The sequence below is a fragment of the Hymenobacter fodinae genome (assembly GCF_004745825.1).
Taxonomy (GTDB): domain Bacteria; phylum Bacteroidota; class Bacteroidia; order Cytophagales; family Hymenobacteraceae; genus Hymenobacter; species Hymenobacter fodinae.
Genome location: NZ_SRLA01000007.1, coordinates 181,358 through 196,966, shown reverse-complemented (window position 1 = coordinate 196,966; position 15,609 = coordinate 181,358). Strand labels below are relative to the sequence as shown.

Here is a 15,609-nt window from a genome sequence, read left to right as displayed (position 1 = left end):
CGCACGGTGAGCAGCCGGTAGTTTTTTCAGTACGGCTCATGTTTCCAGTTCTACCGCAGGCGGAAGAGCAGCTGGTGGCCAGTTTGTTTGCACGCAGAAAAAGAACTAGCTAGAAAGGGATGCAAGCTAGCTATGTCAAGAAACCCCTCGTTTGTTTTACATAGCTAGCTTGACCTATGTAAAACAAACGAGGGGTTTCTTGACATAGGTGATGTAACTATCCTCGTTTGCGGAGTGCGATTACCCAGGCAGGGTGAAAACTATAAGGACTGATAAGGTTCACTTATCGGTCCTTATCGTAAATTCGTATTTCACCCCGTTTTTTAGGCGCGCTACTCCTTATATATATGGCTACCGAAAACCAGTTGCCCGTCATCACCTCCCAGCCGGCTGGCCAGGTGCCGGCACACCTGCTCGAATCCACCCACCGCTACATCGCCTCGGGCCTGCGCGGGGCAGCCAACACCGTGCGCGCCTACGCCGGGGACTGGAAGCGCTTCACCGCCTGGTGCACCCTCCACGAGATGGCGGCGCTGCCGGCCTCGGTCGAAGCGTTGGTCGGATTTCTGACTGAGCTCGCCGACACGGGCAAGAAGTACGCGACTATCGAGCGGCATGCGGCGGCCATTGCCAAGGCCCACGAGCTGGCGGGCGTAGAGTCGCCCACGACGGACAAAAAACTCAAGGTGCTGCTGCGCGGCATTGCACGCGAAATCAAGACCCGCCAAAAGCAGGCGCCCGCGTTTTCCCTCGATTCGTTTAAGCGCACCATCAAAAGCATCGATGTCACGGTGCCCGCGGGTTTGCGCAACCGGGCCTTGCTGCTGCTGGGCTTCACCGGCGCGTTCCGCCGCTCGGAGCTCGAAGCGCTCAACATTGAAGACCTGGCCTTTGATGACGACGGCTTGGTGGTGACGCTGCCGCACAGCAAAACCAACCAGCTGGGGCAAGCCGAAGAGAAAGCCATTTTCTACTCGCCGGACTCGGCGCTGTGTCCGATCCGGTCATTGCAGGCCTGGCTGCGGATGCTGGGTCGCACCGAGGGTCCGGTGTTTGTCTCGCTGCGCAAAAACAACCAGCTGACGACCCGGCGTATGACGACCAAGTACACCAACCTGATTGTGCAGCAGTACCTGGGCGCGCAGTATACGGCGCACTCGCTGCGGGCTTCGTTCGTGACGGTGTCCAAACTTAACGGCGCCGACGACTCCAAAGTGATGAACCAGACCAAGCACAAGACGAGTGCGATGATCCGGCGCTACACCCGACTCGACAATGTGCGCCAGCATAACTCGGCCAAGGAGCTCGGGCTCTAACAGAACAAATCTGGACGGCAAAAAGCGACCTTGGAAATCCGGCCAAAAAGCCGGTTTTTTGACCCAAACTTAGTACCGACAATTGAGCATTATCGGTACTAAGTTTGGCGCCGGTGCCTAGGCGGCCTGGTCAAGGGTCGCGGCGTCAGCCGGGGGTAACGCCTGGGCGCCCGGTCTGAGCGGAAGTTGCTTGGAGGAGGAGGAGCCGGGGCGGCGCCACGCCGCGCCCGGGGAACCGGGTGCTCGCACCAGGGGGCGTAGCCGCCCGCAGGCCCGTTGCGGATCCAAGGGGCCCGGCGAGACCGGAGGGCAGTTCGCCAATCCACCTAGCACCCGCCCGAGGCTGGGGAGCTAAACTCGCGGCGAGTTCCGGCGCCCGCGACCGTGGGGGCAGCTGAATACTCGTTTGCGCTGATGGGTGCGAGGGAGCTTATGCCTGCTAGTGCTGTTGTCCGGGCCGTCGTAGGCTTGTGCCTCCCAGTTCCCCGCGGGAAGTGCCCGCCGCTGGGCCTACTCCCGCGGCTGGATGTACGCCGGGGCTGGCGCAGGAACCACGCCGCCCGCCCCGCCCCGGGGCGTTACGGGTGAGCTGGGTGGGTAGCGGCAGGTACGAGGGGCCCCCGGTAGCCAAGGTTGCCGGCGGTTCCCCCTGCGGCTACACCCGGCGAATTCCTGCGTGACGAGCTGGCCGCCCGCCCCGCCCTTACCCGGCTTGCCGCCGGGGCGGTGCCCCGTGGCCACTTCTGGTTTCGGGAAGTGTCGCGCCGTAACTTGGCCCCGCGATAGGTTCAGTTCCTGCGCCCGGGCTCCCCTGGGCGCGAGAATAAACAGTCCGCGAGCGATTACATTGCCTACCCTTGGGCGACGCCGGAAAAGGGAGTGCGCTGAAGCGGGCTGCTATCCTTTCTGCGGGCGTACACCTGCCTCATTCCCTAGATTCGCGGCTGATTATGGCTACCACGACAACCACGCCTTCCCCTCTGGCTCGTGCCGGGCACCTGCTCCTCGCCGTCCTCCTTGGGGCTTGTCAACCGCAGGAGGTCTCCCCCGCGCTGCCGGCCGAAACAACCCGGGGCGCAAACCACGCGGGCTGTTTGGTCGATGGCGCGGTGCTGATTCCTCGCAATGGCCGGGGCCGTTCTGGCACGAGCCTGGCTTTCCGGCTCGGCACCACGGCCACCCACTCGAATTTTTCGCTCGGCATTACGGACGAAAAAAGATCTGACTCGCCCCTGCTGTTCCTGGAAGCCGACAGTATGGTGCTGGAAGCGGGAACCACGTATCCGTTCTCGCTTTCCCCTCACAAAGGGGGAGTCAAGGGCTGGTACTACTCCCCCGCTGGCCCGTACAGCTCCCAGGCTCCCGCCTCGGGCACGCTGACGCTGACCCGGGTAGACCGCCAGGCCCGGATTCTGGCGGGGCGCTTCGAATTTGTCGCCACCAACCGGGCCACTGGCCGGCAGGTGCGGATCACCCAGGGGCGCTTCGACTACCAAATGGAATAGCCCTACTTTACTGGGCGCAAGGAGCATCAGCAGGATCGTGGAGTGGATAACATATCCCAAACGGTCGATTAGGATCCATTACAAGCAGCTTCAGGTGGATGATCTGGAGTAGTCCGAGCCAAGCAACAGAGCGTATTTTTCCATTGGTTCTGCGCGGTGAGCTCCTCCCCCAGTACGGCGGTCTGCGCTGCGTCTTCATCCACCCGCGCAATGGCTCCTTTCACCCGAGTGAACCGGCTCGTGCGGCGACCCGGCTGTACGGCCCATCTTTGCCGCTGCCAAATCCTCCTCCTCAAGGCGTTGTTATCTGCAGGCGAATGAAAATAGTCGTGACCGGTAGTTCCGGGCGAGTGGGACGCGCGATCTACAACCAGCTGGCTAGTCAGCATGAGGTAGTAGGCATTGACCGAGCGCCGTTTGCCACCACGCGGATAGTTGCGGATTTCGTAGACGCTGACGTGTTGCGCCGGGCTGTGCAGGGGGCGGGCATGGCTGCGAAAGTGTGGGCCCAGATACACGTGGCATCTCCCCCTTCTTGCCCCGGCACAAACGCGTAAACCAAACCCTTCAGGGGTAAGTCAGTAAGAGGCACCAGGTAGAAGCACTAAGCCCAATGGCCCGGGAGGCAGCCCCCGCTAAAAACATTGGTCGGGCAGTAACCTTTGGCGAAATTCGCCGCTTTCGGTAAACCAACGGCCAACGTTGTGTAGGACAAGACCCTACCGTTACCCTAGGAAGTGGCGGCGGCTGTAAGCCACCACAAGCGCGCTAGCGAGCAGGAAGAGTAGGAACGGCAGTCGGTTGAAGGCCCGTTGCCGGGCGTGCACCCCGATGGCGGCCGCCAGCACCACCCCCATCCCGCCCGCCGCGAGTGGGGTTAGCCAAGGCAAGACGCCCGTCCCCTGGGGTACCAGCACGCCGACGGCCCCGAGGAGTTCCACGGCCCCCAGCCCCCGCAGGAAGGAAAGGGAAAATCCAGCCGGCGCCAGGGCCCGCACGGTGGCGGCCGGCTGGGTTAGCTTCACCGTGCCCGCTAGCAGAAATACCGCCGCCAGCAGGCCTTGCAGACTCCACAAGAAAACCGTCATTGTGGCCGTGGGTGAGCGTACATCGGTGGCCGGCGGTGGGCGCGGGCGGCCACCGCCGCAATGGCGTCAACCAGGACCGGAACTACTTGAAGCGGCACCTCGTGCCCCACCCCCGGCAGGAGAAGCCACTCCGCGCCGGGAATGGTGGCGGCCACGTCTTGGCCTGCCGCGACGGGTACCAGGGGATCGGCATCGCCGTGCACGACGAGCGTGGGCACCTGGAGGGTGCGTAGCTGCGCGCGGCGGTCGTGCTGGCTCTCGACCAGGGCCGCGGCGGCGTGGCGCTGGTAGCCCGCCGGGTAGCAGCTCCGGCGGAGCTCGCGCGCTACCTCCGCCCGGATGGTCGCCTCGGCCGTGGGGTAGGCGGGACTGCCGAGCAACTGGCGCGTGCGCACCCCATAGACCAGGGCCGCGGCCGTGTCTGGGTCGGTGGGCGGCGGGGGCGCCTGGGCCAGCACCTCCGGTTTGGCCAGGGGCGGCAGGCCCGGCTTACCATCGGTCGCCATGAGGGAAGTAAGCGAGAGCACCCGGGTAGGGTAGGTGGTGGCGATTAGTTGGGCAATCATGCCACCCATGGAGGCGCCCACCACATGCGCCCGACGAATATCCAGCGCGTCGAGCAGCCCCACCGCGTCCCGGGCCAGGTCGGAGAGGGTGTAGGCGAGCGGGACCGATTGGCCCGCGGCCAGCCGGGTCATCAGGCTGGGCCAATCCGGCAGACCAGCGCCCTCCAGGCGGGTGGAAAGGCCGCAGTCGCGCTGGTCAAAGCGGATCACGCGAAACCCTTTCGCCACGAGTGCCTGGCAGAACGCATCCGACCAGTGCGTGAGCTGACTACCGGTGCCGCCAATGAGTAGAATGGTTTCCCGCCGCGGGTTGCCCAGGCTTTCATAGGCCAGGGTCATCCCATTGGCGGGTACAAAGCCGGCTTGCGCCGCCGCTGGGGGCGCCAGGAGGCTCTGCGCGAGCAGCAGCGCTGCCCCCGCGACGAAGCGAGCCCAGCGCCGCCGCACGAAAAAGTTGGCGGCGCACCGCGGCCACCCGGAAGTCGGAAGATAAAACATATGGTCAGGAAGTGAAAAGGTGGCTCAGCCATAGGATCTAGCCTGTTCCTCATGGCTTCGGCATAAGGTGCCTACCCCCGCGGCCATCCGGCCGCGGGCTTGGCGCAAATCCTGGTGGGGCGGTACTTAGCCGGTGGTTCCGCTGGCGTCCAGGTCTTGTCGCAGCGCGGACAGGCGCTGCAAGGGGCCGGCAAACTGGTGTTGGTTTTCCCAGCGCAGGGCCAGGGCAAAAATCCCCACGATGAGCCCGCCCAACAGCAGGCTAGGCGTGGGCGATGTAGTGAAAGCCGGCACCCAGCGCAGGCGAATAAACAAGCCGACCATCACCAGGGCCGTAACCGGCGTGGCGAGTAGGTCAAAGCGTTGTTTAAAGCGAAAAAACTGCCGCAGCGCTTCGTACTGCTCCCCTAGGTGGGCCTGCACCGCCGCACTCGAAACGTCATCGGCTCGGTAACGGCGGGTGTAGCCGCGCAGCTGGCGCACGAACACCACGGTGAAGGGCAGGTACAGCAACCCGCCCAGGCCGCAGTAGGCGAGCGTGCTCGGGTCGGTCCGATAGCGCAGGGCCAGATAGCTCAAGGCGGCGTAGACCATCGCCTGCCAGCAGACCGACCCCACCACATAGTTGCCCACCCGGCGCTGCTCCCGCCGGTACCGGGCCGCCACCAGGGTCCGCAACTCGTTGGCTTGTAGGGCGCGGGTACTGGCGGGCGGGGCGCCTTGTTGCCAGGCCGCTTGGAGCAGTTTCCAGTCGGGGCTCATGCGGGGAGGTCGGCTAAGGCCCGTTTGAGGGCGTGTTCGAGTTTCTTTTTCAGGCGCACCAGCCGCACGCTTACGTGACTTACCGTCAAGCCCGTCACCTCGGCAATCTGGGCGTAGGTCTGCTCTTCCAGGTACAGCAGCACGATGGCCCTATCCACGGCCGAGAGCTGCTCAATGGCCGCGTACAGCACTTGCACCTGCTCCGCCTCGGGGGCTGGGAGCGGCGCGGCGAGTTCGAGGGCCCCGTCGGGGAGCGGCGCGGCGGCGGGGCGGCGGCGACGCTGGCGCTCGTAGGTGAGGGCCGTGTTCAGGGCGACGCGGTAGAGCCACGTGGAAAATCTAGCTCTGCCCTGGAAGCTCGGGTAGGCTTTCCAGAGTTGGTACAGGATTTCCTGCTGTAAATCCTGGCGGTCATCGGTGTCGCGGCAGTAGAGGCGACACACCCGGTACACTAGTCCCCAGTGCGGGTGGAGCGCGGCTAGGAAAATGGTTTCTTGTTCCTCGCACATGGGAGTGGGTCGTGACTCAGAAAGGTAGCTACGGCATTAGTAGCCAGGTCCCCCGAAAAACTACGTGCGCTCCGCATATTTTTTACAATGGGCCCCGTGCGCTTAGATAGCAAAGCAGGCATGCTGCAGCCGGACGCATTTGGTTGGCAGTTTTCACCTGGTTAATCAATTTTGATAGCCTGGTCTTTCTGACCCGTTCAGCGAAGGCCGGAGGGATGGAGCCAGTAGTCCTCGGCTAACGTACGCCTGTCGCCACTTTGTCAACTGGGCTGCACGAGGTACCCCAATGGCTCAAGAAGGTGGAGTGATCCAACCCCGTCACCAGGCATTGGGAACCAGTTGGGCCCACTAACCGAGCTCCACTACTCCCCCCCGTCGGGCACCCACAGCGGCCACCCACGATGCAAAATCAAATGCTCCGGCCGCACCAGTATTTCCGGCTAGGTACCCCAAGTCCTGCTCGTGACAAAGCACTGCGGGAGCAAAGCCCACCGCTGCCATTCCTTGCCCTCCTCCCGGAGCGGTGCGAGTAGAGTCAACACCGCGTGCGTGACTGCTACCCCGGAAGCCACGCTGCGCGGTAAGTCCTGTCCGGCTTGCGCGGTGAGGACCGTGGCAGGTGGTGCGGGAGCCTGGTACGGTCCCAGTCGTAGGCGTTCTTGTTCGTGCATCTTGCTGAAAAAGGGTAAGAGAGCTTTTCGTCCACTATGCGGTCAGCCAAAAGCGAAAAAGTACTTAGCCTACTACGCCGCTGGTAGCCCCCTTACTCGTACGCCGAGTTATGTCCACCGCCGGCGTTCTATCCTTCACTTGGTAGGGGTTTGCTGCCGCAACCACGTGACAGCCTGCTCCCGCGAATCGGCTACGTAGTAGCCTATCTGACGCTGGCGCAGCTGGGAAAGAAAATCGATAAAGCCCAGGTGAGCGAACAAGTCCCGCGGGGGAAATAGGGCAAAGCACCACGCCCCCGCCCCCTTGGCCCGCGGCAGCCAGTTGTAAAGCAGCCACGTGTGATAGCCCAGCGGGAAGGACGGCAGCGGCGGCGGCTTGATCAGCACCTTCCCGTAGCCGGTGAGGCGCACCCAGACCAGCAACTGTTCCAGCACCAGCTGTGCCGCCAGTAGGTGCCACGCCGCCCGCTTCCATTCCACCCGCAAATACTGCCCCTCGGCTTCCGCCAGGATGACGGCCAAGTTATTTTCATAGCACAGAGAGGCGGGGATGGACACTAGGCTAACACGGGAAGGGTCGCAGTTCGAATATACGGAATACAGTTGAGCTTGCCATTGGTATCGCGCCATGTAATGTGTTGTTGATTAGATTATTGCATATATATTAATTTTTCTATTATGTTAAGCCCTCCTTTGCTCCCCATGACCCTTTACCGGGACGGTCTCGTGCGCCAACGAAGTCGAAGAGCATCTACGTCGGTGTGAGCCCCCGGCCGCCAAAACCTAGGCAGCCCGTGACGACCTACTCGTTATGGAAGGTCTAGCTGCTTTCCCCGTGGCCTGACCTCAACATCTTGCGCAAAATGCGTGGCGGGCGGCCGACGGGTAGTGGGGGGAGACCAGCTAGGGGTCTCTATTTTGGGCGTCGTCACGCCTTGAGCGAGCAGTAAGCTTCCCGACCTATCGCGTCGGGTGGCCACAGGCAGCAAACCGCGGCTTTAGCGACCAGCGCTCCCAGGAAGCACCGCCAAGCCGCCTTTTTGGCCGGAATCTGGTAAGGTCCTGCTTCACGGGGGGGCACCGCCTCCGGTAAGGTCAGCACGTGATACTGCTCCGGATGCGCGGCCAAGTACCTGAGTAAAGCCCGGTGGGCCCCGGCCGGGATGCGAAAGAACTCGCTGCCTACGCCGTGAAACTGATAGACTCCCATCCCCCCTACCCTGTGCGCTTCCTAGGCAAAGGCGATTAGTTCTCGAGCCCTTGTGCCTTCCTCCGCCATCCCGGTGGGCACCTGCATGGCGCCAAGCGGCAAGCCAGCCCAGATAACGCGGGCTACGCTTTAGGGACCGGCCGAACAGATGGGGTCCGCTAATCACACCCCCCTGGTTGTTGAGCGCTACCTGGAGGGGGTGGGCACGGCATCACTAGCTGCAGGGGGGCAATTTTCTCCGCCGGTGCTAGCCCTCGCAACGGGCAATAGCCTTCTGGTAGTACAACCTAATAAATATAGTAACATATTGATAATCACATAATTATATAGTTGACCTTCCTCGGGGCCGTTAGTAATTTAAAGCATACAGTAACCTTTATACCCCCTTTATCATGGAAACAAAGTTCAGAGTATCCCAACGTAACGGCCACGACCAATTCGACCTGCCGCCTACTGGCTCCGGCTTGATGGGACAGCCTAGTGAAAGTGACGCTGCGGATGAAACCGGGCAGCCGGAGGTCATGAATGAAGTGCTCGGCAAAAGCGATAACGCGGAAACCAGCGGGGGCTTTGGCAGCGAAACAGATACGGAAGCAACGCTGACCGATGGGCACCGGCCGGTGAGCAGCCCCACGTCGCGCGCTACCAAGGCGAACAACGAAGGGGCTACCGCCGACGAGTCGTTCGCCGAAGCCGATGAGGCAACGGACACGGAGTCGCAGTACGAGAACGTGGAAGGGTGGCAGGAGGCTCAACCGGCGGAAGCCAGCGCCGAAGCGGAGCCCGTCGTGGAAGCCTCCTTCGCCGATACTGAAGCCGGCCCGGATGGTCAGGAGTTTTTCGGGGCCCTGGCCGCGCTGGTACTCCCCCTCGCCAAAGCAGTGCTGCCCAGTCTGGCCGGGGCGGCGGTAAAGCAAGGCACCAAGCTGGTAAGCAGTATGGCCAAGCCTAGCGGCCGGAAGCTCAGTCCCGCCCTGCTGCAGATGCTGCGTCAGGCCGGGGTCAATCCAACCATCATCAAGCAGTTGGAAGCCAGCGCGGCACCGGATGGGGAAGCAAGCGCTGATGAGGCAGCCGAAACCGATGAATCGGCCATTCAATCGCTGGCTCAGCAAATTGAGGCGCTGGAAGTTGTCATTGGGCTTGATGACCGGGTGCGCGTGAATGACACCACGGTAGTTCCCTGGAAGCGCATCTGTCACCTGAAAATTCAGGCGGCCGACGGCAAGAATTACCTGGGGACCGGCTTCTTTATCGGGCCGCGCACTATTCTTACGGCGGGGCACTGCGTGTACATTCACGGGCACGGGGGCTGGGCCCGGCAAATTGTGGTAACCCCGGGCCGCAACGACCAAGCCGAACCGTTCAAGCACTATACGTCCCAGGCTTTCCGCTCGGTGCAAGGCTGGGTCTCGAACAAGTCCCGGAACTACGATTACGGGGTCATCCAGCTGGCGCGCACCGACAGTATTTCTCCCAACATCGGGGCCTTCGGCTTTGGGCAGTTCCCCGATGATTTCCTGCTCAACAAACGCCTTAATACGGCGGGCTACCCCGGGGATAAACCCGCAGGTACGATGTGGTTTAATGGGCGCAAAGCCAAGGGCGTCACGGCCCGCACCATTACGTACGATATGGACACGGCCGGCGGACAAAGCGGCTCCCCCGTCTGGTTTAAAAGTCCCGACGGCAGCCGCATCGTGGTGGGCATTCACACCAACGGCGCCACGTCGGGCAACTCCGCGACCCGCATTACGAAGCCGGTCTTCGACAACCTTAAAAAATGGCGGCTAGAAGGCGGCGCGGCCTAAGGTCCCGGCGGAACCAAACCATTCGGGTAGGAAGCCCGGGCGGGGTAGCCTTATCCGGCCTGGGCTTCTTATTGCTTATGGTAAGCTTCAGCGGGCTAGTGCTACGTTATCTCACCCCTAATGCACCAACTGTCATGGGATCTATCACTGGTATTGTCCTGAATACCCATAACCTCCCGGTGGAGGATGTCAACCTGGTTATTGTGGCGGGCCCCTCGCACCCTGACATCGCGGCCCTCACCGATGCGAAGGGGTTGTTTAGCTTTGACAACTTGCGGCCGGGCCACTATATCATCAAGGCTTTCGGGCAGGTAGCCAGCGATGACATACCCGTTCAGGTGATTCGCAACAAAACCCCTTTCGTGGAAATATGGCTGGATCTGGAGCATCCGCCTACCGGCGACCTGAATGTTATCGGGGAGGAGCACTTTTTTACGGATGACTCCGCGCAGCGGGAGGAGTACTAACCCACTCGGGCAAGACCCGCGTGTAGGTCCACCCCTAAACACTCCTCCCCGCGCCGGGCCAGCCACGGGGCAGGTGGCCCAGCAGGGCGGCAAAAACAGCGGTTCGCGGCGACCGGCCTACGTGAGGCGGGCACTCCCCAGTGGTTCCGTCACGGTGCCCCCGCGGTTTCGACATAAAAGCGGTAACTCGCGGGTACCGGACCAGACTACGGCCTTTGGCCCGTCAGACCGTGAGGGGCATCCCCCTAACAAGCACCGCCGCACTGGCTGCCCAGCCGGATGTAATCAGGCCCCCGCGCCGCCCTCGCCGCCCCTGGCTGAGCCCAATGCCGAGCCGCAAGGCGCCGCTGCCCCGCCGAAAGCCCCGGCCCAGCACCACGCGCGGACCCACCGGGCTTGCCAGCCGGGCGGCGCTGGCGATCGCCCAACTCGTGGTGCGCCGCGCCGCGGTCCTTTAAGATACTCAAGCACGCTCCGGCCCCGGGGCCACCGCGCCCGCGCGCACCGGACAACTACCTGCGACTGGTGTTCCGTCCGACGGAATGACTGCGGAGAAGCTGCCCGTGTTTAACTACGGGCTCCACGATGTGCCGGCGGTGGTAGCCCACCAACTGCCGCCCTCGTCTACGCATCATAGAACCGTAGCGCCGAAGACCACCTGTTTTCTGTACGTGCTCGTCCTCGGCACCCGAGGCGTGGGTGGACCCATCCGCGTGCAGGGAGAGAAGTGCTACTACCGCGTCAATGGCACCGGGATCTACTGCGGGCCCGCGCCGCGGAACCACTTCACACCCTGTAACAAGCAGAACCACCCCCCGACGGCGACCAGGGCTGGCGACAACTTTTACGAATAGGCTGCCTAAAGGCTCGTTTTTCTAACTCGAGGGCCAACAGAAACGGGCGATTAGCGCACGTACCGCCGCTGACTTGCGCGGGGCCGGGGGGGCGCGGCGGCGCGGCCTGGTTTGCGCGGCCTGGTCCCTAACACGGCCGGTAAGATAAAGTCAGTCATCATTTTGTCGACCTGCGCATGGGCGTTGGAGGCCCCGTAGGCGGTGGCGGTCACGACCACCACCAGGGGCTGGTCCTTGAACACGAATATCGTATTGCCTCCGTTGCCGGCGCAGTAGTACGTTTCGTAGGACTTGCCTTGCACGTGGTAGGTTTTATTCCAGAACAGGTACCCGTAATACTCCTTTACCCGGTGGGGAAGGGCGACCTGGTGGCTCAACGTTTTCGCGACCCAGGCGGCGGGCAGCAGTTGCTGACCCTGCCACCGGCCCCCGTTCTGGTACAGCAACCCGTACTTGGCAAAGTCCAGCGCGCGCAGCTGCACGCCCCCGGCCGTGTTGGCGACGTGTTGGGGCGTGTACTGCCACCGGTAGTCGGTGATGCCCAACGGCCGGAAAAGCCGGCGGTCCGCGTACGCTTCCAGTCCGCCGGGCACGCGGTGCTCCAGCACGTCCCCCAGCAGGATCGCGCCGGCGGTAAAATACGCCCATTGTCCCCGGGGCTTGACCGAATCCACGGGCAGGCTCAGGGCAAAGCGCACCCAGTCCGACGTGGGGTACATGTGCTCTTCGTTGCCGGGAGAATCGGCTTCCTCATCGTTGCCCGCCAACGCGGAACGCATGGTCAGTAGCTCGCTGAGCGTGATACGGGCCTTGGCCGGCGTGTAGTGCGGGTACTGCGGCATGTCGTAGAAGTCACGCAGCGGCTGAAATTCATTGCGGAGGAAGCCATCGGCGATGGCCAGGCCCGTGAGGGTGGAGGCGAAGGATTTGCCCACCGAGCGCGGGTCATGCCGGGTCGCGCGGGTCGCGCCCTGGAAGTATTCCTCCACGAGCAGTTGCCCCTGTTTGAGCACCACCACGCTGGTGATCGCCTTGAATACCCCGGCCTCGATGTTGGCTTTCAAGGCCTTGATTTTAGCGGTATCCAGATGCGCCCGCGAAACAGGCAGCCCCGGATACGGAGCGAGCGAACGCAACCGGATGGTATTAGGGTCGATCACGGGCGGCTTCACCACCAGGGTAACCTGCCCGGCCGCCAGCGGCGGCCCCACCAGCAGCCGCGTGGTGTGCAGATAGGGACGAATTTCCACCCGCAGCAGGTGGGGGCCCGTGCGCAGGGCTTTTTCGCCGCCCGCCGCCAGGAACCGGTTCCACAGCGACTGGCTCCACCAACTGGTGGCGGTCTCGTTGTTGACCAGGGGCTTGTGCCACACCGTTTCCGCGTGTTTGAGGGCGGCGTAGGGGGCCCCGGGGTGGAGGTTGCTCACGTACACGGGCTGCTGATCCACGAGGAACGTAAACTGAAAATTTCCCCGCTGGGTCAGCTCTTCCGCCGTCGCGTCGGGAGCCAGCGCATGCAAGGCATTGGTCAGGGAGGTGCCCAAAAACACGGTCATGAACAGGCTGCTCTTCGGCGTGAAGACTTGGGAAGGGGCAAACGCCGAAGCAACGTAGGCCGTGGCCGGGAGGGCCTGCGCACTGAACAGGATTTCTCCCACGTGGGCCTGATGAAAGGGGGAAGTGATGCCGTGGTCCGGCACGAACGGGGCGGATTGAGCCCCGAGCCGAAAGGCCATGAACAGCGGCAGCAGCGGCAGTACCAGATGTTTCATCAGAGTTGGCAGAAGGGAGACAGCCGCAAAAATACCTTCCCTCAGCCCCGTTAAATAGGACAGATTTAACGGGGCCTCCTCTGCCCGGCGCTGCGGCTTACCGCCGCAGCACGCGTCGGTACTGCGTGGGTCGTTCGTGCAGCAGGGCCTTGAAGCAGCGGTTGAAATGGCTCTGGTCGTAAAAGCCGCAGGCCAGGGCAATATCCAGCAGCGACCGCTGCGGGTCGAGCAACAGGGTCAGCGCCCGTTGCACCCGCAGGTGGCGAACATACTGGCCCAGGGTAGCGGAGAAATACTGCGGAAAGCTGCGCGACAGGTGCGCCGGATGCAGGCCGACTTCCTGGGCCAACCCCGTCAGGGTCCAGCTCATGTCCGGCGAGTCGTGCAGCAGGTCCCGAAGTTGGGTGACCCAGGGCGGCGCCACGGTGCGCACGAGGGCCGCTCCCCGGGCCAAGTGCTGCAGGCCTGCCGTCAATAGTGATTCAATGGCCAAGGCGCTGGAAGCATCGTTGAGTTGGCTTTCCCTCAAAATCTGGTAGAGGATGGTGGTAACGGCCGGGTCCCGGACCAGCAGGCTCCCCTGCACGGCACTGGGCGTCAGGCCCACCGATACAAACCAGGCCGGGGGCACCTCCAGGTGGAAGCCGCGGGTGTAGCCCGGGGGCTTGCGGTTGTAGTGGGCTTCCTGCCAGTGGTGGTACAACAGCGTGCCTGCCGTGCACCACTGCTGGTGCTGACGACTTCCCTCCAGCATTTGCCCCGTGAGCAGCAGCGTGAAGTAGGCGTTCTCGTGATAGTGCCAGTCCACCTGCTCGTGGGTGTACTCGGTATCCGTGAGCGTAAGCGCCCCCACCTGCAGCAAGCGGTTGGTTTGCCCAAAAAACTGCCCGGTCCCTACGTAGTGCATGCATGGTGGCTTTAGGGGGCTGGTCGGACGTACTATTCCTGGTCGGTACTGCCCCCGTCCGGGGTTACGTCGCCCGCGGCGGCAAGATTTCTCGACCACGTCCAGGTTTAACGTTAAGATAGCACTATCTAAGCCAACCCCGCCTTTTTTTGGGTTGAGGCGGCTCAGGATCGGCGGCCCTTGAGCGGGTCCTCACCCCCCACACCAAAGCCCGTGGTACGGACCACATGCCAGCAGGAGGCTCCCCGCCCTGCGAGGTAGCCGTCGGTTAAAAGGGAACTGCATTGTCAGCCAACTCCGCTATTCAAGCGGACTGATCATCAACTCCCCGCAGTCGGCCGGAAGCCTAGTTGGGCACTGGGGGCTCATTCTCCGGGAGCTTCTTTTTACGACGGCACTCTCCCTGTGCTGAACATACTTTCCACTTAACGGAATGTAAGAACGAGACCCGGCTAATTTCTTTCGTTTATCTCCTCCGTGAAGGAGCTGCGGGGCCCCGCTGCTGTCTGCCTGGCCGTGGTCGGCCATACGGAGGAAGGCACCGGGCCTCGAACGTGAGCCGCCAGCCTACGCCGGGCCAGCCTACGAAAGGGACTTTTCAAGCAACAGAGAATAATCCCCAGCAAAGAACTACTCTAGTAGCGGAATCAACCATGGTCATAAACTCCCCATCGAGGTCACCTTAGACGCCCAGTTCAGCGGAAGCTTCGGTGGGGCAGTAAAACAATACGCGGCTGATGCGGGGAAGTACTGGATTTTGCCTACTATGAGTCGTCTATTATTCGTTTTAGGTGCCCGTCCTTTCCCTCGCCGCATGAAAATTAGGTTTGCTTGGTGGCCCTTGATGGCGTTCGTGGCCCTGCAGTTCTTCCTGGGCGAAGCGCATGAACTGGTGCACACGGGGGTGGGCCGCCTGCTGTGTGGCTGCTGGGGCCCGAGAGATTTCAACGTCTGGAGCCTGTGCGCAACCTGCGAGCAGGCCCCGCTCCGTACCATGGCGGCTACGGTTGCCGGTCCGTTGTTCACCTTCGCGATGATGGGCTGGGGCTACCGCCTGCTGGCCCCCCAAAACCCCATCCCGCACCGGTCGCTGGGCTTCGCGCTCGTGTTTGCCAACCTGCCCGTTGCTCGCCTGCTCGGCGCGGTGTTCATGGGGGGCAACGATGAGGTATATGCCCTGCGCCCCTTTTTGCCCTATCCCCTCGCCTGGGCTGTGGGCGCCACGTTTGTGGTCGCTGCGGTAGCCTTACCCGTGGCACGGGCGTACACGGCCTTGCACCCGCACGGCCGCCGGGGCGTGTTTTTGGCTTTCTTCTTCCTGCCCATGGCCTTGACGGTAGCGGTGGTACTCGGGGTGCTTAACTCGCTCTTGGCCGCGGGCTTTCTGGCCATGACCGGCGTGCTGGGGTCGCCGTGGCTGGTCACGGGCTGGACGCTGACGGTGTGCCTGGCCCTCGGCAGCACGTACCGGCACCTGTTCGCGTTGGGCCAACCCGCCACGGCGGTTCAAGCGTAACGACTCGATTTAACCAACAGCCAAGGTTCGATCATTGGGCTAAACTTTGCTAGCTGGGGATGTGGTGACACCTGCCAGGGGGGCGAGGTCTAGAGTTACGGGTCTGATCGCACAAGTTCTTATATTGGAGTACGTGAGCCGGAATTTCCAGGTGCGC

General features: G+C 62.7%; 14 protein-coding genes. 7 read left to right on the top strand and 7 right to left on the bottom strand.

Annotated elements, in window-relative coordinates; genetic code table 11:
* Positions 1-347: 347 nt before the first annotated feature.
* The 4 genes from EU556_RS24780 (at position 348) to EU556_RS26800 (ending at position 3,378) form a co-directional block, all read left to right on the top strand.
* Entirely contained in the window at positions 348-1,316 is a 969-nt protein-coding gene (locus EU556_RS24780) for a tyrosine-type recombinase/integrase (protein WP_135436939.1), read from the top strand.
* A gap of 633 nt (positions 1,317-1,949) precedes the next feature.
* Positions 1,950-2,102: a hypothetical protein gene (locus EU556_RS26220; protein WP_167855711.1), complete on the top strand. Its 153-nt coding sequence runs from the start codon at positions 1,950-1,952 to the stop codon at positions 2,100-2,102.
* A gap of 308 nt (positions 2,103-2,410) precedes the next feature.
* Complete coding sequence (locus EU556_RS24775; protein ID WP_135436938.1) at positions 2,411-2,821, top strand: hypothetical protein; 411 nt, start codon at positions 2,411-2,413, stop codon at positions 2,819-2,821.
* Between the two features lie 98 nt (positions 2,822-2,919).
* Positions 2,920-3,378 carry an NAD-dependent epimerase/dehydratase family protein gene (locus EU556_RS26800; RefSeq protein WP_317128734.1) on the top strand — a complete coding sequence of 153 codons (459 nt, stop codon included), beginning with the start codon at positions 2,920-2,922 and terminating at the stop codon, positions 3,376-3,378.
* A 168-nt stretch (positions 3,379-3,546) separates the two neighbouring features.
* On the opposite strand, the gene EU556_RS24765 is transcribed toward EU556_RS26800, so the two are convergent.
* The 5 genes from EU556_RS24765 to EU556_RS24740 form a co-directional block, all read right to left on the bottom strand.
* Positions 3,547-3,909 carry a DoxX family protein gene (locus tag EU556_RS24765; protein ID WP_135436936.1) on the bottom strand — a complete coding sequence of 121 codons (363 nt, stop codon included), beginning with the start codon at positions 3,907-3,909 and terminating at the stop codon, positions 3,547-3,549.
* On the bottom strand, positions 3,906-4,973 hold the full coding sequence (locus EU556_RS24760; protein WP_210116372.1) for an alpha/beta fold hydrolase: 1,068 nt from the start codon (positions 4,971-4,973) through the stop codon (positions 3,906-3,908). Before EU556_RS24760 ends, EU556_RS24765 begins: the two co-directional genes overlap by 4 nt.
* Positions 4,974-5,099: 126 nt before the next feature.
* Positions 5,100-5,735 carry a hypothetical protein gene (locus tag EU556_RS24755; protein ID WP_135436935.1) on the bottom strand — a complete coding sequence of 212 codons (636 nt, stop codon included), beginning with the start codon at positions 5,733-5,735 and terminating at the stop codon, positions 5,100-5,102.
* Entirely contained in the window at positions 5,732-6,244 is a 513-nt protein-coding gene (locus EU556_RS24750) for an RNA polymerase sigma factor (RefSeq protein WP_135436934.1), read from the bottom strand. The genes EU556_RS24755 and EU556_RS24750 overlap by 4 nt, the downstream gene beginning before the upstream one ends.
* 806 nt (positions 6,245-7,050) lie before the next feature.
* Positions 7,051-7,437, bottom strand: coding sequence for a hypothetical protein (locus tag EU556_RS24740; RefSeq protein WP_210116371.1), 387 nt, complete (start codon positions 7,435-7,437; stop codon positions 7,051-7,053).
* 1,080 nt (positions 7,438-8,517) lie between these two features.
* On the opposite strand from EU556_RS24740, the gene EU556_RS24735 reads away from it, so the two are divergent.
* Together EU556_RS24735 and EU556_RS24730 are read left to right on the top strand one after the other, a co-directional pair.
* The gene (locus EU556_RS24735) at positions 8,518-9,936 is read left to right on the top strand and encodes a trypsin-like serine peptidase (RefSeq protein WP_135436931.1); all 1,419 of its coding nucleotides are present in this window, start codon (positions 8,518-8,520) and stop codon (positions 9,934-9,936) included.
* A gap of 134 nt (positions 9,937-10,070) precedes the next feature.
* On the top strand, positions 10,071-10,403 hold the full coding sequence (locus EU556_RS24730; protein WP_167855709.1) for a carboxypeptidase-like regulatory domain-containing protein: 333 nt from the start codon (positions 10,071-10,073) through the stop codon (positions 10,401-10,403).
* 904 nt (positions 10,404-11,307) lie between these two features.
* Here the strand turns inward: EU556_RS24730 and EU556_RS24725 are convergent.
* Positions 11,308-13,029 (bottom strand): serine hydrolase domain-containing protein, encoded by a 1,722-nt coding sequence (locus EU556_RS24725; protein ID WP_135436929.1) that lies wholly within the window; start codon positions 13,027-13,029, stop codon positions 11,308-11,310.
* Between the two features lie 97 nt (positions 13,030-13,126).
* Complete coding sequence (locus EU556_RS24720; protein ID WP_135436928.1) at positions 13,127-13,936, bottom strand: helix-turn-helix transcriptional regulator; 810 nt, start codon at positions 13,934-13,936, stop codon at positions 13,127-13,129.
* 814 nt (positions 13,937-14,750) lie between these two features.
* Between EU556_RS24720 and EU556_RS24715 the strand changes: the two genes are divergently transcribed.
* Entirely contained in the window at positions 14,751-15,452 is a 702-nt protein-coding gene (locus EU556_RS24715; RefSeq protein WP_135436927.1) for a hypothetical protein, read from the top strand.
* Positions 15,453-15,609 lie beyond the last annotated feature (157 nt).